Source organism: Burkholderia sp. AU17457 (assembly GCF_002223255.1).
Taxonomy (GTDB): Bacteria; Pseudomonadota; Gammaproteobacteria; order Burkholderiales; family Burkholderiaceae; genus Burkholderia; species Burkholderia sola.
In genome coordinates this window covers 1,468,030-1,486,956 of record NZ_NKFB01000003.1, presented here as the reverse complement: position 1 = coordinate 1,486,956, position 18,927 = coordinate 1,468,030, and the positions used below count along the sequence as shown (strand labels likewise).

The following is an 18,927-nucleotide window of genomic DNA, read 5'->3' as shown; positions in this document are numbered from 1 at the left end:
TACAGTGTAGCGCGGGGTAAGATGGCGTCGTCAAGATCGAAATTTGGGGACGGCGATGTGCACGAACTACGTGGCGCCGGGGGAGGATCCGGGCCTGAGCGAGCTCAAGATCGACAGCTTCCGCGATCTGTACCGCTGGACGCCGTGGAAACCCGAGATCTACCCGGACTACGACGCGCCGATCGTCGGCTACGTCGACGGGCAGTTCAAGCCGCTGATCGCGGGCTTTGGATTCTGGCCGAGCGCTCTGCAGAAGGCGAACATCAAGAAAGCGAAGGAGCAGGGATGCAGGCCGCCACTCATGCGCAGCACGATGAACGCGCGCGACGACAACCTGGCGGAGTCGCGGCTGTACGGACCGACCTGGCGCAGCGGTCGGCGTTGCCTGATTCCGGCGCGCTTCATAGTGGAGCCGTCGTATCCGGATGCGCGTCAAGAAGCGAATGGCGACTGGGTGCTCGGGCCGTGCGTGTGGCAGCGCATCGGCGTGGTCGACCGGCCGACGATGTGTGTTGCCGGCATCTGGCGCACGCTCACGAACCAGGACGGCGCCGAACACCACGTGATGTCGATGATTACGGTAAACGCCGACGGTCATCCACTGATGGCGCGCATGCACAAGCCGGCCGACGAGAAACGGTCAGTCGTGATTCTGCGGCCGGACGACTGGGAGGAATGGCTGACGACATCGAACGTCGAGGCCGCGCGAGCGATGTTGCGGCTTTATCCAGCTGATGAAATGCACACGGAAGCACGTAGCGGCAATTTATAATGCTTCAAGTTGCGACGGATCACATAAATGCGGGGTGTTAAATGAATGGGTCGAACAATAACAACGATAAAGTAAACGAAAAAATTGATGAGGCTATTGGGAGTTTGAAGAGTTTGGTTGACGAGCTTGAGGCGTCGTATTGGGTGCCGCTTCTCCGTACTCCGTTTAACGGTTTGAATGAGTTGCTTGAGGGAATGAAGTCCGATGGAACTCCTTTGGAACAACCTTTTAAATCATTTGTTTCAAATCTGGAGTCCGCAAAAAATTTGTTGGAATTTCCATATTTACTGTTGGCACCTCTGCTGCTCGAGGGTACCGATATGGGGCACAGAATTGTTAAAAATAAGATGCAAAGTAAGGCTGGCGATTTGAAATTTGCTGTCGATGACGATGTCGATTTTGCGAGTCAAGTGATGGAGACAGTGTTGCGGGGAAGTAAGCGTCACTTGGCGGGTAGGCCGGAAATTCTTAATCGATTGATGCATCAGGCTAGTCTGCTTGCTTGGAGTGCCTACGAAAATTTTTGTAAAGATGTATTTATTTATTCGTTGAATAGGCGACCTGATTTGTATGGTGTGATATTAAAAAATCAAAATTTAAAGGAGCGATTCTCAATCTCGCAGGCTGCATGGCCGAATGTGTTGGAAAGGGCTGGGTATGATCTGATTGGGAAATTGGGTACAATTATTGGGTCTGATAAGGATTTTAGCTCCCCTCAATTGCTAAAGGACCTTTTCCCTGTGTTGTTTTCGGAATTTCATGGGAATGAGAATTTCTTCACAATTATTCAGTCCCGGGATCTTTGGGTGTTAGGGAATCGCCGGCATCTAATAGCGCATCGATGTGGAGTGGTTGATGCGGATTACATGAAAAAGTGTGACGACTCAACACAGAAAATTGGTCAGCTTCTTACTCTAAGGGGGCGTGATATTGCACAAAGTCTCGGCGCCGTTGCAGCTGCCGCCATGTGTCTCTATGGGGTTGCCCGAGTATGTTGGATGACCCCGCCAGAGGGCTGACGGAGTTACGCCGGATGTCCAATTGTCTGGCTTTAATCAATTAATACTTCGGTCAGTTTCGAAGTGCTTGCGGTTTTGTTTTGTGATTATTTGCCAATTAAACGTCTATGTGGCAAATAAGAGTGGGTTGACTTCTTCGGCGGCTCGCCAAGCTCCCGTCTTTCGGTCGACGTTTAGCAGTCGAGTCGTGCCCCGCTTTGCGACGAGAATTAGCCCGATGATGCCCTCGTCGTCACCAGGATGAAATCCTGACTGATAGATGACGATCTTGGAAAACGTATCAGCAACGAGCTGGCGGGCCAACATACGCGCGTCGTAGTCGAGCTGCTCGACGCCATTCACCAATTGTTGCCAAGCGTCGGCTGCGGCTGGCGCGCCATTCGATGCTGACGCGGCGAGGCGATGCTCGAACGAGTCGACGTCTCGGCGCGCGTTCGCGAGCTGGCTTTCAAGCTCGCGAACGCGGCGCAACACTGCGACCGGCGCCTCGCCGTCGTCGAGTAGTAATGCATCCGTGACGCGCTGGACCTGTGCGTCGAGTTCCTCTACGTGCTGCCGCGCGCTGGCGAGTTGCGCGCTAAGCACGTCGATTCCCGAGTCCCCTTCGAGAAGTCGAGTCAAATTTATCTGGTCTGAGCAATACAGCATCAGGGCGCGCTCGACCGGTACGACGCTGCAACTCCCGCTGACCTTGCATCCGGCGCTCTGACTGTACGTGACGCAGTGCAGCCGGCGGTGGCCGGGGTATGGGCGCCCGTCGGCAGCGCGCCGGCGTCCCATGATGTTCTGCGCGACGATCGCCGCACCGCAGTAACCGCAGTAGGTAATACCTAGGCCCGTCACGACTCCGGGGATTTCCCCCTTGCCCTTGCGTCGACCGCGCTGCTCGGCCAGGTATCGCAGGTCGGCGAATTCTGCCGGCGTCAGCAGAGCGGGGTAGTAGCCCTCAAGCCTGAACGTTTCTCCATCCACTTCGACAGACTTCTCGCCGATCAGCATCCGGTTTGCCAGCAGCCGATAGATATGGCTCGACGCCGAGCGGCCGCTGTCCGTTATCTTGAGCCCGCGGTCCGCGAGCTCGCGCACGATCCTGACCGCACCGTGGCCCTGCTTGAACATTTCAATGACGAGGCGCACCGCGGCCGCCCGATCGTTGGCCAGTTCGAATCCGCCGGCCTCCGTTTCCTTCACCCAATGCGGATCCTTCCCGACGCGAATCGGTGCGCGCCACGTGCCCGCGATCCAGCCTTGGCACTGCCGGCGGATCGCCGCCTTCACGCGCTTGCTCTTCGTGTCTGATTCCTCGTGCGCACGGATCATTACCAGCAGGCTGTATACGAGGTCCATCGGCTGCGCCTTGAGGCGCTCGCGGTTGTACTCGCGTCCATCACTGGCCGTCACGACCGTGATGCCGGCATTCACGATCTGGGCGAGCTGCGCCTGCGCCTGTAGGGGCTCAGCGCGGCTCAAGCGATCCAGCCCCTCAACGATCAGCACGGAGCCGGCCGGCACATGACCATCCTCGACCGCCCGCAAGAACACCCCCAGCGCGCCTTGCCGCACATGACGCTGATGGTACGCCGACAGCCCTTCATCCCGGAGTGATAGGGACGCATCAAGCTCCATCTCGTTGTCGGCCGCCCAGCGGGCGGCGTACTCGAGCTGCCGATCGACGCTACCGCCAGCCGCTTGTTTTGGGTCGCTGAACCGTAAATAGCTGTAAACTCTCGCTTTTGCTGCCACGCCCCACACTCCAGATGTCTCAAAAGAATTCGCCGGCTCACGCCCCGGCGCCGCGTATAGGTATGGTATCCCTCGGGTGCCCGAAAGCGCTCGTCGATTCCGAACAAATCATCACGCAACTGCGCGCCGAAGGTTATGAAATCTCCGGCAGCTACGACGGCGCGGACCTTGTCGTCGTGAACACCTGCGGCTTCATCGACGAAGCCGTGCAGGAGAGTCTCGACGCGATCGGCGAAGCGCTGACCGAGAACGGCAAGGTGATCGTCACCGGCTGCCTCGGCGCGAAGTCGAGCGCGAGCGGCTCGAACCTGATCGAGGAAGTCCACCCGAAGGTGCTCGCCGTCACCGGTCCGCACGCGGTGGGCGAAGTGATGCAGGCCGTGCATTCGCACCTGCCGAAGCCGCACGACCCGTTCGTCGACCTCGTGCCGGCGGCGGGCATCAAGCTCACGCCGCGTCACTACGCCTACCTGAAGATCTCCGAAGGCTGCAACCACCGTTGCACGTTCTGCATCATCCCGTCGATGCGCGGCGACCTCGTGTCGCGCCCGGTCGCCGAAGTGATGCTGGAAGCCGAGAACCTGTTCAAGTCGGGCGTGAAGGAACTGCTCGTGATCTCGCAGGACACGAGCGCATACGGCGTCGACGTCAAGTACCGCACGGGCTTCTGGAACGGCAAGCCGATCAAGACGCGCATGACCGACCTGGTCGCCGCGCTCGGCGAACTCGCCGCGCAGTACGGCGCGTGGGTGCGCCTGCACTACGTGTATCCGTATCCGAGCGTCGACGAAGTGATCCCGCTGATGGCCGAAGGCCCGTTCAAGGGCCACGTGCTGCCGTATCTCGACGTGCCGTTCCAGCACGCGCATCCGGAAGTGCTGAAGCGCATGAAGCGGCCGGCGAACGCCGAGAAGGTGCTCGAGCGCGTGCAGAAGTGGCGCGAGATCTGCCCGGACCTGACGATCCGCAGCACGTTCATCGCGGGCTTCCCCGGCGAGACGGAAGAACAGTTCGACACGCTGCTCGACTTCATCCGCGAAGCGGAACTCGATCGCGTCGGCTGTTTCGCGTATTCGCCCGTTGAAGGCGCGACCGCGAACGACCTGGACGGCGCGCTGCCGGACGAGGTGCGCGAGGAGCGTCGCGCGCGCTTCATGGAAGTCGCCGAGGAGGTATCGGCGAACCGCATGCAGCGCAAGGTCGGCAAGACGCTCAAGGTGCTGATCGACGAAGTGAGCGCGGAAGGCGGCATCGGCCGTACGGCGGCCGATGCGCCGGAGATCGACGGCGTCGTCTACGTCGAGCCGGCGGCGAAGGCATCGAAGCGCTACAAGGTCGGCGATTTCGTGTCCGTGAAGATCACGGGCGCCGACGGCCACGATCTGTGGGGCGAGGTGTAAGCGATGGCCGCGGTATTCCCCGAGATCCTCGCGCTCGGCGAGGCGATGATCGAATTCAACCAGTCGCAGCCGGGGCGTCCTGAATTCCTGCAGGGCTTCGGCGGCGACACGTCGAACTTCTGCATCGCGGCGGCGCGCCAGCGCGCATCGACGGGCTTCGTGTCGGCGATCGGCGACGATCCGTTCGGCCGCCTGCTGGCCGACATGTGGGCGTCGGAGCAGGTCGACACGACGTACGTTCGGATCGACCGCTCGGCGCCGACCGGCGTGTATTTCGTCACGCACGGCGCCGACGGCCATCAGTTCGACTATCTGCGCGCGGGGTCGGCGGCGAGCCGCTACGCGACGGCCGACCTGCCGCTCGATGCGCTCGCGGCCGCGAAGGCCGTGCACCTGTCGGGCATCAGTCTGGCGATCAGCACGGCCGCGTGCGACGCGGCATTCGCGGCGATCGACCATGCGCGTCGCAGCGGCGCGAAGGTCAGCTTCGACACGAACCTGCGCCTGAAGCTGTGGCCGCTGCCGCGTGCCCGTGCGGTAATGCGCGAGGCGCTGCGGCAGACGGATATCTGCCTGCCGAGCTGGGACGACGTCACGGCGCTCACGGGCGCGAACGATCGCGACGCGATCGTCGACGCGATGCTCGAACACGGGCCGCAGGTCGTCGCGCTGAAGCTCGGCAGGGAAGGCGCGTATGTCGCGACGCCGCACGAACGGCGCGTCGTGCCGGGCTTCGCGGTCGAGGCCGTCGACGCGACCGGCGCGGGCGACTGCTTCGGCGGTGCGTTCGTCGCGCGGATCGTCGCGGGCGACGATCCGTTCGCGGCCGCGCGTTATGCGAACGCGGCGGCGGCGCTGTCGACGACCGGTTACGGTGCGGTCGCGCCGATTCCGCATCGCGATGCCGTGGAACGCCTGATGCAGGGCTGACGCGGAACGCGCCCGCCCGCGCATTCGCGGCGCAGGCTTGCGCGGTCATGCAGGAACCGGGCCCCGGCCCGGCACGGTCCGCGATGGTCGGGCAAATCTGAAGCAAGGAGCAACACGAGGTGGGTCGATATTCGGAATGGCACCGGGCGCTCGTCGTCGCCGGTGCGCTGGTGGCGGGCATCGCGATGCCGACAGTGGTCGCCGCGCAGGCGGTCGCACCAGGCGTGCAGCAGGATGAGCCGGCGCCGGCGCGGCCGCTGAAGCCGAATCCCGAGTTTGCCCGCCTGCCGCGCTACGAAGGCACGCTCGGCGATCGGCCGATCGTCGTGCATCTCGGGCCGAAGACGGACGAGGAAGGCGTGCACGGCGAATACCAGTTCGCCGACACGGGCGAAGTCGTGCTGCTCGCGGGCGACCGCGACGGCGATACGCTCGAGATCGAGGAGTCGAACGACGGCACGAACATCACCGGCGTGTGGATCGGCCGCTTCGACGCGGCGGGCGACCTGAAGGCCGACCGGATGAACTCGGACGAATCGGACCCGCAGCCGGTCGTGCTGCACCTGGCGCCGGGCAAGCGCGCGGCGCTGCAGGTGCGCGATGGCCGCGTGCGCGAAATCGAGACGGTGGGCGGCGTCGTCAACCTGCGTACCGACGACTGAGCGCGTGCTGGCTCGGTGCGCGCGGCGCGCATTGTACCGGGCCAAGCGCGCCGATTTTGGCTACTCTAACGACATATTCCGCAACCGAACGGCCTCGTGCCCGGCCTCCAGTCATGACTGCATCCACTCCCAAGCGCGCGCTGCAAACCCGCATCGTTCAACCCGACGACGTCATTCCGGAAGGCTTCCGTTCGTTCGTGCCGCCGGTCGCGCGCGCGTCGACGGTCGTGTTCCCCGATCTCGCGACGATGCGCGCGCTGGTCTGGCACGACGACAACCAGTGGCGCTACGGGCTGCACGCGACGCCGACGTCGCTCGCGCTTGCGCAGCGGCTCGCCGAGATCGAGGGCGGCACGCACGCGCTGCTGCAGCCATCGGGTCTCGCGGCAATCATGAACGTCTACTTCGGGATCGTGAAAGCAGGCGACGACGTGCTGATTCCGCATAACGTGTACGGCCCGAACGCCGATTTCGGCAACTGGCTCGCGAACGATTTCGGCATCACCGTGCGTGGTTACGATCCGTTGATCGGCGCCGGCATCGCCGAGCTGATCCAGCCGAACACGCGGCTGATCTGGCTCGAAGCGCCGGGCTCGGTGACGATGGAAGTGCCCGACGTGCAGGCGATCACGGCCGCCGCGAAGGCGCGCGGCATCGTCACCGCGATCGACAATACATTTTCCGCGGGGCTCGCGTTCAAGCCGTTCGCGCACGGCGTCGACATTTCGGTGCAGGCGCTGACCAAGTACCAGTCGGGCGGCAGCGACGTGCTGATGGGTGCGACGATCACCGCGAACGCGGAACTGCACGCGAAGCTGAAGCTCGCGCGGATGCGCTGCGGGATCGGCGTGTCGGTCGACGATTGCTCGCTCGTGCTGCGCAGCCTGCCGAGCATGCAGGTGCGCTTCGATGCGCACAGCAAGAGCGCGCTCGCCCTCGCGCAGTGGCTGAAGGCGCGGCCGGAGATCGCGACGGTGCTGCACCCGCAGATCGCCGACTGCCCGGGGCATGCGTCGTTCATGCGTGATTTCACGGGCGCGGGCGGGCTGTTCTCGGTGGTGTTCGACGCACGCTACAGCGCGGAGCAGATCGACCGTTTCGTCGAGTCGCTCGAGCTGTTCGCGATCGGCTGGAGCTGGGGCGGCGCGTGCAGCCTCGCGATGCCTTACGACGTCGCGTCGATGCGTCCGGACTGGCCGCATCGCGGCACGCTGGTGCGTTTCTACGTGGGCCTGGAAGACGAAGCGGATTTGCGCGCCGACATCGAGCGCGCGATGCAGGCCACGCTCGGCTGATCGCGCGCCGGCAACGTCCGGCACAAAAACGAAACGCCGGCGCGATGCGATATCGCGCCGGCGTTTTCATTGACGGTGCCGCAGGATCAGAACAGGCGCAGCAGCCCGTCGAGGCCGACATGGTCGAATGCGACCGTCGCCGCATCGCGCACGACGGGCTTCGCGTGGAACGCGACCGACAGCCCGGCTTCGGCCATCATCTTCAGGTCGTTCGACCCGTCGCCCATCGCGATCGCGCGGCTCGGCTCGAGGCCCAGCGACGCGCACGTGTCGCGCAGCAGGCGCGCCTTCACGTCGGCGTTGACGATCTCGCCGAGCACCTTGCCGGTGAGCTTGCCGTCGACGATCTCGAGCGTGTTCGCGTGCGCGTAGTCGAGGCCGAGGCGGGCTTTCAGCCGCTCGGTGAAGAACGTGAAGCCGCCCGACACGAGCAGCGTCTTCAGGCCGGCGGCCTTCACCCCAGCCAGCATCGTCTCGGCGCCCGGCGACAGTTGCAGCCGTTCTTCGTACACGCGCTCGAGCGCGTGCGCGTCGAGCCCGGCCAGCAGCGCGACGCGGCGCGTGAGGCTTTCGTTGAAATCGCGGATCTCGCCGCGCATCGCCGCTTCGGTGATCTCCGCAACCTGCGTTTTCAGCCCGCAGAAATCGGCGATCTCGTCGATGCATTCGATCGTGATCAGCGTCGAATCCATGTCCATCACCGCGAGCCCGAAATCGCCGAGCGTGCGGCCGGCCTCGACGAAGCCGAAGTCGAGCGCGTGCGTGCCGCAGTACGCGTCGATGTCGAGGCGTTGCGCCGGGCTCGCGTTTTCGATGCGCAGCGCGTGATCGTCGGTCTGCACGACGCGGGTGCCGCGCGACAGCGCGAGCAGCGGTTTGTGATGGGCGTCCGACAGCGGCGCAAGACTCTGGATGACGAGATTGTGGGTCATGACGAGTGGTTGGGAAGCGAATGAATGACGTGCGCGGCCCACGGGCGGCCGCTGCGCGCGCTGGCCCCGTGCGGCTGCGGGCCAGTGCGTCGCGAACGCGCCATTGTAGCCGGTTGGCCGCGCGTGGCGGCCGGCGCCGGCGAGAAACCGGGCGCGGTACGGCGGTGGTCACCCGTTTGCGCGATCCCAGTACGGCGGATCGCCGAAGTGCTCGGCCAGGAACGCGATGAACGCGAGCGTTTTCAGCGGCACGTGCGCGCGGCTCGGATAGACGGCCCAGATCGCGACGTCGTCCGCGAACGGGTAGTCGTCGAGCACCGTGACGAGCGCGCCGCTCGCGAGCAGCGGGCCGACGTCCCAGGTCGACTTGATCGCGATCCCGAAGCCGTCGACGAGCGCTTCGCGGATCGCCTCGCCGTTGCTCGCGACGAGCCGGCCGCCGACCCGCACCGTGAGCGGGCCCTGCGGCGTCGCGAACGACCAGTCGCGCTGGTCGCCGAGGATCACGCACTCGTGCTGCGTCAGGTCGGCCGGATGGCGCGGCATGCCGCGTTCGGCGAGATAGGCGGGCGAGCAGCACAGCACGCGGCGGTTGGTGGCGAGCTTGCGGGCGACGAGCGTCGAATCCTTCAGCGCGCCGAGGCGGATCGCGACGTCGTAGCCGTCGTCGACCAGATCGACGATCTCGTCGGACAGCCGCAGATCCAGCGACACGGACGGGTAGCGGCGCAGGAACGCCGGAATCACCGGCGCGACGTGCTGGCGGCCGAACGACGACGACATCGACACCTTCAGCCGCCCGTACGGCTCGCTGCGACCGCGGCCGACCGACGCGCGCGCGGCGTCGGCCGCGGTCAGCAGCGCGTCGGCGCGCGCCATGAAGATTTCGCCGTCCTGCGTGAGGCTGATACGGCGCGTGGTGCGGTGCAGCAGCCGCGCGCCGAGCTGGCGTTCGAGCTGCGCGATGCGTGCGCTCGCGACCGCGGCCGACACGCCGAATTCGCGTCCGGCCGCGCTGACGTTCGCGAGCAGCGACGCGCGCACGAACAGCGCGACGTCGAGCAGGTCGAGCGGCTTGTCGGGCGCGGGAATGGGATCCGGGCTGGGATCAGACGTCATTATTCTGAAAATCCTGAAAATGTTTCAGGAAATATAGCGGTTTTCTCGAATGATCGGGTTGCCTACGATGGCACGCATGGAGGTTGCGCCGCAGCCTGCCGGATTCCCTGAAAGGAGTATCGAGATGAAAGCCGTTGGATTGACCCGTTATCTGCCGATCGACGACCCGCAAGCGTTGCTCGACGTCGAGCTGCCGCAGCCCGTGCCGGGCCCGCGCGATCTGCTCGTGAAAGTCGACGCGATTTCCGTGAACCCGGTCGACACCAAGGTGCGTGCGCCGAAGCCGCAGGTCGAGGAGACGCCGCGCGTGCTCGGCTGGGATGCGGCCGGCACGGTCGTCGCGGTCGGCGCCGACGTCACGCTGTTCCGGCCCGGCGACGAAGTGTTCTATGCGGGCAGCATTACGCGGCCCGGCGCGAACAGCGAATTCCACGCGGTCGACGAGCGGATCGCCGCGCTGAAGCCGCGCACGCTCGACTTCGCGGCGGCGGCCGCGCTGCCGCTCACCGCGCTGACCGCGTGGGAAGCGCTGTTCGACCGGTTGCGCGTGTCGCCGCAGGGCGCGGATGCCGGCAAGTCGGTGCTGATCATCGGCGGCGCGGGCGGCGTGGGCTCGATCGCGATTCAGCTTGCGAAGACGCTCGGCAAGCTGCACGTGATCGCGACCGCGTCGCGGCCGGCATCGGCCGAATGGGTGCGCACGCTCGGCGCGGATGCGGTGGTCGACCATTTCGGCGACCTGCCGGCGCAGTTGCGCGAGGCCGGCCATCCGAGCGTCGACTACGTGCTGATCTTCAACGACACCGACCATCATTTCCCGGCCGCGGCGGAAGTCATCCGGCCGCAGGGCGGCATTTGCACGATCGTCGAGAACGCGAAGCCGGTGCCGGTCGAATTGCTGAAGGCGAAGAGCGCCGCATTTCACTGGGAGTTCATGTTCACGCGTGCGATGTTCGAGACGCCGGACATGATCGAGCAGCACAAGATCCTGAGCGAGGTCGCGCGGCTCGTCGACGGCGGCACGCTGCGCACGACCCTCGGCGAACAGCTCGGCACGATCAATGCCGAGAACGTGCGGCGCGCGCACCGGATGCTCGAGGGCGGGCGCGCGATCGGCAAGCTCGTGCTGAGCGGTTTCTGAGCCGGCAGCGCGCGTCAATAAGGTGGCGGCGCCGCGAACGCAAGCGGGGTAACACCCGATGCGTTCGCGGCGCATTGCATCCCGCTTGGCGGTAGACTGGCAACGCATCATGCATCTAAAACCGCGCGGCACGCGCGTGCCGCCGCATGACAAGGAGGTCAGCATGAGCCAACGCAGCTTGTCGGTCGCCGCATCGTGGTCGGTCGTGTTCGCGGCGGCGTGCGTCAGCGCGAGCGTATTCGCGGCGCCGCCGGTCAAGGGCAGCCTGAAGGGCGGCGGTACGGGACAGCTCGAATACACCGTCAAGGTCGACTCGAAGACCTTCGGCAATGCGCAGGAGACCCGCAAGATCCGCTCGGGCGAGACGGACGATTTCAACTGGAAGTCGGTGCCGCCGAGCGGCGCGGTCGCGATGCCGGACGGCTGCCCGAACGCCGACAATCTGCCGCGCGACGCGAACGGCGCGATGGTGCGGCAGACCCAGGTGCGGCTCGCGCCGTCGGTCGACGCGAAGGGTGTCGCCAACGTGCAGTTGAGCTTCCAGGCAGCCGCGCCGAAGGGCACGCGCAGCGTGACGGCCGGCGGCAAGTCGCTGCAGTGTCCGGACGTCGTGTCGGTGAGCCAGGTGAAGTGGGTGTCGCTTCCGACCAACGGCGGGTCCAGGTCCGTGACGATGAGCGACGGCACCAAGGTAACGGTGTCGATCAAGCACTGAGCGGCGCGCGCGGGCCGACGTTTCGTCCGGTGCGCGCGCAACCGGTTCGATCGGCGGAGCGAGCAGGGCGGCATGCGAGCAGGTCGTGCCGCGCCGCCGTTGCCGTGCGTTTTCGCCATCTGCTTCGCGGCGCGGTGCGCCGACCGTGCAAAGGCGATGCGTGACGTCATGCGGATGTCACGTTATGCTCGCCCGCATCCTTTCCTTTCCGTCACGACACCGCGATGAAACTTCGAATGCGTGCGTTGCTGTCCGCCATCGCGTTCGTCGCCGCGCACGCTCATGCGGCCGACGAGTGCAGTTTCGTGAAGAAGGTCGAGCTATCGTCGCGACAGCAGGTGGCCGTGGTGTCGAGCGGCGCACTCGAACCGTGCTCGACCGGCAGCTACGCGGTGCGCGTGTATTCGACCGCGCATGCCGCCCCGGGCTTCGATACCGACGATTACGTGACCGGCACGCTGCATGCGCGCGACGGCACGGTCGCCGATGCGTACACGGCCAACCTCGGCGTACGCGCGCCGCAGGCGCTCGTCGTGACCACGCGCTCGGCCGGCAGCGGCGGCTACGTCGGCGCGCAGGCCTATGTGTCGACGGCGCGCGCGGTGCGGCTCGTCGCATCGGTCGACGGGCTCGCGCCCGACGCGGATATCGCGGCCACCCTTCGGCAGGCAATCGGCAAGCGACGCGGCGCGCACTGATCGCGCCGATCGCCCGATGTGCCGCCGCGCGTCAGTGCGTGCGCTCTTCGAGCCGTGCCGCGAGAAAGCGGTGATCGGCCGAGAACAGCCGGCGATAGGTCATCAGCACCGCGCCGACGGTGCCGAGCGCGGAGGCCGCCGCGATCAGGAACATGATCACGATCTGGTAGCGTACGGCCTGCAGCGGCGACTGGCCGGCCAGCACCTGGCCCGTCATCATGCCCGGCAGGCTCACGACGCCGACCACCGCCATCTGGTTCAGCGTCGGCAGCATGCCGGCGCGCACGGCCTGGCGCGCGGCGTCCTGCGCGGCTTCCCAGCGCGTCGCGCCCAGCGCGAGGGCGGTCTCGACGCGATCGCGGCGCGCCGTGAGTTCTTCCATCATCCGCTCGACGCCGAGCGACACGCCCGTCAGCGTATTGCCGAGAATCATCCCGAGGATCGGAATCGCGTATTGCGGCGCGAACCACGGATGGATGCGGATCACGACGAACAGCCCGACCGCCGCGACGAACCAGCTGCTGAACCAGATCGACGCGATGCTGTCGATGCGCTGGCCGCGGTACGTGCGCTTGCCGCGTCCCGCGCCGGCGAAACCGGCGATCAGTGTCATCAGCGCCGTGAGCGGCAGCACGACGTACCAGTGCGGATGGCCGAACACCCAACCGAGCACGTAGCCGATCGCGAGCAACTGCACGACGGTGCGCACCGCCGCGAGCGCGAGCTTGCGGCCGAGGCCGAGCGACAGCGCCGCCGAGATCGCGCCGTTGACGGCGACGAGCGCGGCGGCGATGCCGACGTCGACGAGGCTCAAGTCCTGCAGTGCCGGGCTCATTGCGCAGCCTCCGTCGGGGCGGCCGCGTGCAGCACGCCGGCCTGCATCACGAGCCGCATCGTGCCGATCCGCGCGGCCTGGGCCGGATCGTGCGAGATCCACATGTAGGCGCGGGCATCGGGCGCCGCGTCGAACCACGCCCCGACGAGCGCTTCGATCGCGCGCGCCGATTCGGGATCGAGCGCGGAGGTCGGCTCGTCGAGCAGCAGCACGTCCGGATCGAGCTGCAGCACGCGCAGCAGCGCGGTAATCTGCGCTTCGCCGCCGGACAGATCGCTCGCGCGCTTGTCGAGAAAATCGGCGCCGCGGCCGGCCTGTGCGGCGAGCGCTTCGGCGCGGGCGCGATCGAACGCCACGTCGCGATAGATCGCGAGCGAGTACGGGTAGCGCAATTGCGATTCGACGCTGCCGTCCATTTGCGCGGGGCGCTGGCGGACATAGGCGATGCTGCGCCGGTAGCGCGGAATCGCGCTGCGCCGGATCCGGCGGCCGCGCCACAGGAGGTGACCGCCGTCGAGCGGATCGAGCAGCGCGAGCGCGCGCAGCAGCACGCTCTTGCCCGACCCGGATGGTCCGGTGATAGCAATTCGCGATCCCGCGGCGAGGCTGAAATCGGTCGGGGCAAGCAGCGTCTTGCCGCTGCTGGCGTCGCGCCGCGTGATGTGCTGTGCGTCGATGAGGCCGGTGGGCGAGGTCATGTCAAAAGTGAAAAAAAGCGTTAATGGCGCCGAAAGGCCGCCATCTCGTGCGCCATAATACCGATTGAAAAGCCGCAGTTGTCGTGCGCCGTTCGTCCACGCAAGCGGCCCGGCATGGTGCGGCAACGCTTCAGAACAACAACGGAACCGCCATGACGCTAACCCGAGCCATCGGCAAATCGGCTGCATGGATCGTCGGTATCGTCGCGGTGCTCATCGCGGCGGCCGGCATCTTTATCTTCACGTTCGACTGGAACCGCGCGAAACCGTGGGTCAACGAACAGGTGAGTACCGCGCTCGGTCGCCCGTTTGCGATCAACGGCGATCTCAAGGTCGGCTGGCGTCGTCCCGAGGGCGAGACCGGCTGGCGTGCATGGGTACCCTGGCCGAGCTTCTCGGCCACGCAACTCGAGATCGGCAATCCCGACTGGGCGCAGGCGCCCAAGTTCGTCACGCTCGATGCCGCGCACTTCGATCTCGCGCTCCTGCCGCTGTTGGCGCATGAAATCGTCATCCCTTCGATCGACGTCGTCAATCCTGCCGTCGATCTCGAGCGGCGCGCGGACGGCAGCAATACGTGGACCTTCCAGTTCAAGCAATCGTCGCAGCCTTCGCGGTGGAAGGTGCGGCTCGACAGCTTCGGGTTCGCGAAAGGCACCGTCACGTACCGCGACGCCATCACGAAAGCCGACCTGACCGTCGCGATCGATACGCTCGGCCAGCCGATTCCGCTCGGCGACGTGTTGAAGGAACAGGAGCAGACGTCGCGTGCGGCGTCGGCGCAGCGCGTCGGCAAGCACGGCGCCGCGCAACTGGGCGCGAAGGCCGATGCGCAAGCCGCGTCGGGGGCATCGGGGGCGAGTGCGGCTGCGGCTTCGGGTGCGTCGGCGGCGAGTGCCGTTGCGGCGGCTGCTTCCGCATCGTCGGGTTCGTCCGCTTCTTCCGCGTCGGCGGCCGCTGCCGCGTCCGGCGCGAGCGGAGCCGCGGCGCCCGCGAAGCCGTCCGGCCCGACCTATGCGTTCGGGCTGAAGGTCGACGGCCGCTACAAGAACGTGCCGGTCAGCGGCACCGGGAAGGTCGGCGGCGTGCTCGCGATCCAGGACACGACGCGGCCGTTCCCGCTGCAGGCCGACGTGAAGGCCGGCGATACGCGGCTCGCGATCGTCGGCACGCTGACCGACCCGAGGCATCTCGCGGCGCTCGACCTGCGGCTGTGGCTGCAGGGCACGTCGATGTCGCACCTTTACCAGCTCACCGGCATCACGCTGCCCGATACGCCGCCTTACGCGACCGAAGGGCGCCTGATCGGCAACTTCAGGCAGAACGCGAGCACGTTCCGCTACGAGAACTTCAACGGCCGCGTCGGCGGCAGCGATCTCCACGGCACGCTCACCTGGGCGCAGCGCGTGCCGCGTCCGAAGCTGTCGGGCGAGCTCGTATCGAACCTGCTGCAATTCTCTGACCTCGCGCCGGTGATCGGTGCAGACTCGGCCGCGAGCAAGAAGAAGCGCGGCGACACGACGCGCCAGCCGCCGGACCGCGTGCTCCCGGTCGCGGCGTTCCGCACCGAACGGTGGAGCGCGATCGATGCGGACGTGAAGTTCACCGGCCGCAAGCTGATCAAGAGCCCGCAGTTGCCGATCACCGACCTGTACACGCATATCCTGCTGCAGGACGGCGTGCTGACGCTCGAGCCGCTGCAGTTCGGCGTCGCGGGCGGCACGCTCGCGACGAATGCGCATCTCGACGGCAGCCGCACACCGCTCAAGGGCCGCTTCACGCTGGCCGCGCGGCATCTGAAGCTCAAGCAGCTGTTCCCGACGCAGAAGGTGATGCAGACGGCCCTCGGCGAAATCAACGGCGATGCGTCACTGTCGGCGACGGGCAATTCGCCGGCCGCGCTCGCGGCGACGTCGACCGGCGAAGTGAAGGCGCTGATCACCAACGGCCGCATCAGCCGCTTGCTGATGGAGGCTGCGGGGTTGAACGTCGCGAACGTCGTCTACGAGAAGCTGTTCGGCAACCGCGACGTCAACATCAACTGCGCGGCGATCGACTTCGTGGCGACCGACGGCATGCTCGACCCGAAGGTGTTCGCGCTCGATACCGACGATGCGCTGATCAACGTCGACGGCCCGATCAACCTGCGCGACGAATCAATCGACCTGAAGATCCATCCGCACACGAAGGGCTTCCGGATCTTCTCGCTGCGCTCGCCGTTGTATGCGAAGGGCACGTTCAAGAACCCGAAGGTCGGCGTCGATGCAGGCGCGCTCGCGCTGCGCGCCGGCGCGATGGTCGGACTCGGGTTGATCAACCCGTTCGCGGCGCTGATCCCGCTGATCGCGCCGAGCAACAACCGCGACGTGCCGTGCTCCGAACTGTTCGGCCAGCTGAAGGCCAAGGCGGCGCAGAAGGGGGCGGCGAAGGCCGGCAAGTGACGCGCAATTGCGGGAGCAGCATGCGCCACCGTGCGGCCTCGGCGTCGTTGCCGCGCCCCGCTGAGCGCCGGCCGCGCTGCGCTGCCAGCGCGCTCAACGGCGCGCGCGTGCCCAGACGATCACCGGTTCGACCTCCCGGCCGGCGATCCGCACCGGTTCTGCGGTGCCGAGCTGCAGCCGGTCGCCGTCCAGGCTGACGACACGCTGCTGGACGTTGCCGATCCAGTTCGGATACAGGCTGACGTCCATTTCATGGGTCAACGTGCCGTCGTCGTCGACGTTGAAGGGGCCCGAATACGGGATGTAGCCGTGCGCCGCGGCCGCGCGCTCCTCGACGCTGCCGCCCTGCAGGTCGCCGTCCGCGTAGGGCGGGCGGCGGGCCGCCATCAGCTGCGCGGACATGTAGCCGTCGGGCGTGTAGAGGATCCAGCCGCGCGCGTCGCGGCCGAGCGGATAGGTGACGGTGCTGCCGTCGCGCGGGCGGATTTCGTACGACACGAGGCGCCATGCGCCGACGAGTTGTTCGCGAAGCTGGCTGGCGAGCATGCGGGGCTCCGGTGAGACGGCGGTGACGCGCGTGCCGTCATGTTGACGGGCCGCCCGGCGGCGGGCGTGAGAGCCGCGAATAGGCCGTCGGGGCAGGACGGTCGGCAGTTTCTCCGACACCTGCTAAAATACACGGTTTTCCGTCGATTTCTCTCTTAACGGGACCTGCCGTGCTTTCTACTGCCAACATCACGATGCAATTCGGGCCGAAGCCCTTGTTCGAGAATATCTCGGTCAAATTCGGCGAGGGCAACCGCTATGGTCTGATCGGCGCGAACGGCTGTGGCAAGTCGACCTTCATGAAGATCCTCGGCGGCGACCTCGAGCCGAGCGCCGGCAACGTCGCGCTGGAGCCGAACGTCCGCCTCGGCAAGCTGCGCCAGGACCAGTTCGCGTACGAAGACGTGCGCGTGCTCGACGTCGTGATGATGGGCCACACCGAGATGTGGGCCGCGATGACCGAGCGTGACGCGATCTACGCGAACCCGGAAGCCACCGACGACGATTACATGCACGCGGCCGAGCTCGAAGGCAAGTTCGCCGAATACGGCGGCTACGACGCCGAAGCGCGCGCGGGTGCGCTGCTGCTCGGCATCGGCATCGAGGAGAAGTTCCACAACGGCACGATGGCCGACGTCGCGCCGGGCTGGAAGCTGCGCGTGCTGCTCGCGCAGGCGCTGTTCTCGAAGCCGGACGTGCTGCTGCTCGACGAACCGACCAACAACCTCGACATCAACTCGATCCGTTGGCTCGAGCAGACGCTCAACGAGTACAACTCGACGATGATCATCATCTCGCACGATCGTCACTTCCTGAACTCGGTGTGCACGCACATGGCCGACATGGACTTCGGCACGCTGAAGGTCTGGCCGGGCAACTACGACGACTACATGCTCGCATCGGCACAGGCGCGCGAGCGCCAGGCTGCGGCGAATACGCGTGCGAAGGAACGCGTGGCCGAACTGCAGGACTTCGTGCGCCGCTTCTCGGCGAACAAGTCGAAGGCGCGCCAGGCCACCAGCCGCGCGAAGCAGATCGACAAGATCAAGATCGAGGAATTCAAGCCGTCGTCGCGCCAGAACCCGTTCATCCGTTTCGAGTTCGACAAGAAGCTGCACAACGTCGCGGTGGTCGCCGAAGAGATCACGAAGAAGTACGAGCGCACGATCTTCCAGAACTTCAACCTGTCGGTGCAGCCGGGCGAGCGCATCGCGATCATCGGCGAGAACGGTGCGGGCAAGACGACGCTGCTGCGTTCGCTGCTCGGCGCGCTGCCGCTCGATCACGGTACGGTGAAGTGGTCCGAGAACGCGAACGTCGGCTACATGCCGCAGGACACGTACGAGGAATTCCCGAACGACATCACGCTGATGGACTGGATCGACCAGTACCGCAAGGACGGCGACGACGAAACGATGGTGCGCGGCACGCTGGGCCGCCTGCTGTTCTCGTCGGACGACATCAGGAAGTCGGTGAAGGTGCTGTCGGGCGGCGAGAAGGGCCGCATGATCTGGGGCAAGCTGATGCTCGGCCGCCACAACGTGCTGCTGATGGACGAGCCGACCAACCACATGGACATGGAATCGATCGAGTCGCTGCAGATCGCGCTCGAGCAGTTCGAAGGCACGCTGATTTTCGTGTCGCACGACCGTGAGTTCGTGAGCGGGCTGGCGAACCGGATCATCGAGGTGAAGACGGACGGGACGCTGTTCGACTTCGGCGGGAATTATGAGGAATTCCTGGCGAGTCAGGGGCAGGAGTAAGTACCCTGAGGTTTTCTCCGGTCGTGGGTCCAATTTAGGCATCACCGCGCGGAGCGGACCGCCAGAAGCGCTAAAAGCCCGCATCGACAGCAATGTCGATGCGGGCTTTTTCATTTCCCCACGGCAAAACCGGCCCGCGCCGCGCATTCCAGTTTCCTCTGCTTAATCGACTTCAGGTAAATTACCCACCCAACGCCACCCATCATTCCCCATTTCGC

General features: G+C 65.7%; 17 protein-coding genes. 11 read left to right on the top strand and 6 right to left on the bottom strand.

Annotation, left to right across the window (positions count from 1 at the left end; translation table 11 throughout):
• Positions 1–55: 55 nt before the first annotated feature.
• Complete coding sequence (locus CFB49_RS09490; RefSeq protein WP_089491211.1) at positions 56–772, top strand: SOS response-associated peptidase family protein; 717 nt, start codon at positions 56–58, stop codon at positions 770–772.
• 41 nt (positions 773–813) lie between these two features.
• Positions 814–1,791: a hypothetical protein gene (locus tag CFB49_RS35580; RefSeq protein ID WP_143329267.1), complete on the top strand. Its 978-nt coding sequence runs from the start codon at positions 814–816 to the stop codon at positions 1,789–1,791.
• A gap of 105 nt (positions 1,792–1,896) precedes the next feature.
• Here CFB49_RS35580 and CFB49_RS09485 read toward each other — a convergent pair whose 3' ends face one another.
• The gene (locus CFB49_RS09485; protein ID WP_089491455.1) at positions 1,897–3,534 is read right to left on the bottom strand and encodes a recombinase family protein; all 1,638 of its coding nucleotides are present in this window, start codon (positions 3,532–3,534) and stop codon (positions 1,897–1,899) included.
• A 14-nt stretch (positions 3,535–3,548) separates the two neighbouring features.
• Between CFB49_RS09485 and rimO the strand changes: the two genes are divergently transcribed.
• The 4 genes from rimO to CFB49_RS09465 all read left to right on the top strand — a co-directional run bounded on the left by rimO (position 3,549) and on the right by CFB49_RS09465 (position 7,821).
• Entirely contained in the window at positions 3,549–4,934 is a 1,386-nt protein-coding gene (rimO, locus tag CFB49_RS09480; RefSeq protein ID WP_089491210.1) for a 30S ribosomal protein S12 methylthiotransferase RimO, read from the top strand.
• Between the two features lie 3 nt (positions 4,935–4,937).
• Positions 4,938–5,864, top strand: a complete 927-nt coding sequence (locus CFB49_RS09475; RefSeq protein ID WP_069620826.1) for a sugar kinase — start codon at positions 4,938–4,940, stop codon at positions 5,862–5,864.
• 119 nt (positions 5,865–5,983) lie between these two features.
• Positions 5,984–6,526 carry a hypothetical protein gene (locus CFB49_RS09470; protein ID WP_089491209.1) on the top strand — a complete coding sequence of 181 codons (543 nt, stop codon included), beginning with the start codon at positions 5,984–5,986 and terminating at the stop codon, positions 6,524–6,526.
• Positions 6,527–6,639: 113 nt separating this feature from the next.
• Entirely contained in the window at positions 6,640–7,821 is a 1,182-nt protein-coding gene (locus CFB49_RS09465; RefSeq protein WP_069620824.1) for a cystathionine beta-lyase, read from the top strand.
• A gap of 86 nt (positions 7,822–7,907) precedes the next feature.
• Here CFB49_RS09465 and serB read toward each other — a convergent pair whose 3' ends face one another.
• Together serB and CFB49_RS09455 are read right to left on the bottom strand one after the other, a co-directional pair.
• Positions 7,908–8,753, bottom strand: a complete 846-nt coding sequence (gene serB, locus CFB49_RS09460) for a phosphoserine phosphatase SerB (RefSeq protein ID WP_050015547.1) — start codon at positions 8,751–8,753, stop codon at positions 7,908–7,910.
• Positions 8,754–8,921: 168 nt separating this feature from the next.
• Complete coding sequence (locus CFB49_RS09455) at positions 8,922–9,872, bottom strand: LysR family transcriptional regulator (protein WP_089491208.1); 951 nt, start codon at positions 9,870–9,872, stop codon at positions 8,922–8,924.
• Positions 9,873–9,996: 124 nt separating this feature from the next.
• Between CFB49_RS09455 and CFB49_RS09450 the strand changes: the two genes are divergently transcribed.
• From CFB49_RS09450 to CFB49_RS09440, 3 genes are all read left to right on the top strand, one after another.
• Positions 9,997–11,013, top strand: coding sequence for a zinc-binding alcohol dehydrogenase family protein (locus CFB49_RS09450; RefSeq protein ID WP_069620821.1), 1,017 nt, complete (start codon positions 9,997–9,999; stop codon positions 11,011–11,013).
• Between the two features lie 163 nt (positions 11,014–11,176).
• Positions 11,177–11,728, top strand: coding sequence for a DUF6013 family protein (locus CFB49_RS09445; protein WP_089491454.1), 552 nt, complete (start codon positions 11,177–11,179; stop codon positions 11,726–11,728).
• 224 nt (positions 11,729–11,952) lie between these two features.
• On the top strand, positions 11,953–12,426 hold the full coding sequence (locus CFB49_RS09440; RefSeq protein WP_089491207.1) for a PliI family lysozyme inhibitor of I-type lysozyme: 474 nt from the start codon (positions 11,953–11,955) through the stop codon (positions 12,424–12,426).
• Positions 12,427–12,457: 31 nt separating this feature from the next.
• Here CFB49_RS09440 and CFB49_RS09435 read toward each other — a convergent pair whose 3' ends face one another.
• Both CFB49_RS09435 and CFB49_RS09430 read right to left on the bottom strand, forming a co-directional pair.
• A complete protein-coding gene (locus CFB49_RS09435; RefSeq protein WP_089435104.1) occupies positions 12,458–13,261 on the bottom strand; it encodes an ABC transporter permease in 804 nt (267 codons plus the stop codon).
• Entirely contained in the window at positions 13,258–13,959 is a 702-nt protein-coding gene (locus CFB49_RS09430) for an ABC transporter ATP-binding protein (protein WP_069620817.1), read from the bottom strand. The genes CFB49_RS09435 and CFB49_RS09430 overlap by 4 nt, the downstream gene beginning before the upstream one ends.
• A 152-nt stretch (positions 13,960–14,111) precedes the next feature.
• Between CFB49_RS09430 and CFB49_RS09425 the strand changes: the two genes are divergently transcribed.
• Positions 14,112–16,400: an AsmA family protein gene (locus CFB49_RS09425; RefSeq protein ID WP_089491206.1), complete on the top strand. Its 2,289-nt coding sequence runs from the start codon at positions 14,112–14,114 to the stop codon at positions 16,398–16,400.
• A 93-nt stretch (positions 16,401–16,493) separates the two neighbouring features.
• Here the strand turns inward: CFB49_RS09425 and CFB49_RS09420 are convergent, their stop codons facing one another.
• Entirely contained in the window at positions 16,494–16,946 is a 453-nt protein-coding gene (locus tag CFB49_RS09420; protein WP_089491205.1) for a lipocalin-like domain-containing protein, read from the bottom strand.
• A 170-nt stretch (positions 16,947–17,116) separates the two neighbouring features.
• Between CFB49_RS09420 and CFB49_RS09415 the strand changes: the two genes are divergently transcribed.
• Positions 17,117–18,709: an ABC-F family ATPase gene (locus CFB49_RS09415; protein WP_069620814.1), complete on the top strand. Its 1,593-nt coding sequence runs from the start codon at positions 17,117–17,119 to the stop codon at positions 18,707–18,709.
• Positions 18,710–18,927 lie beyond the last annotated feature (218 nt).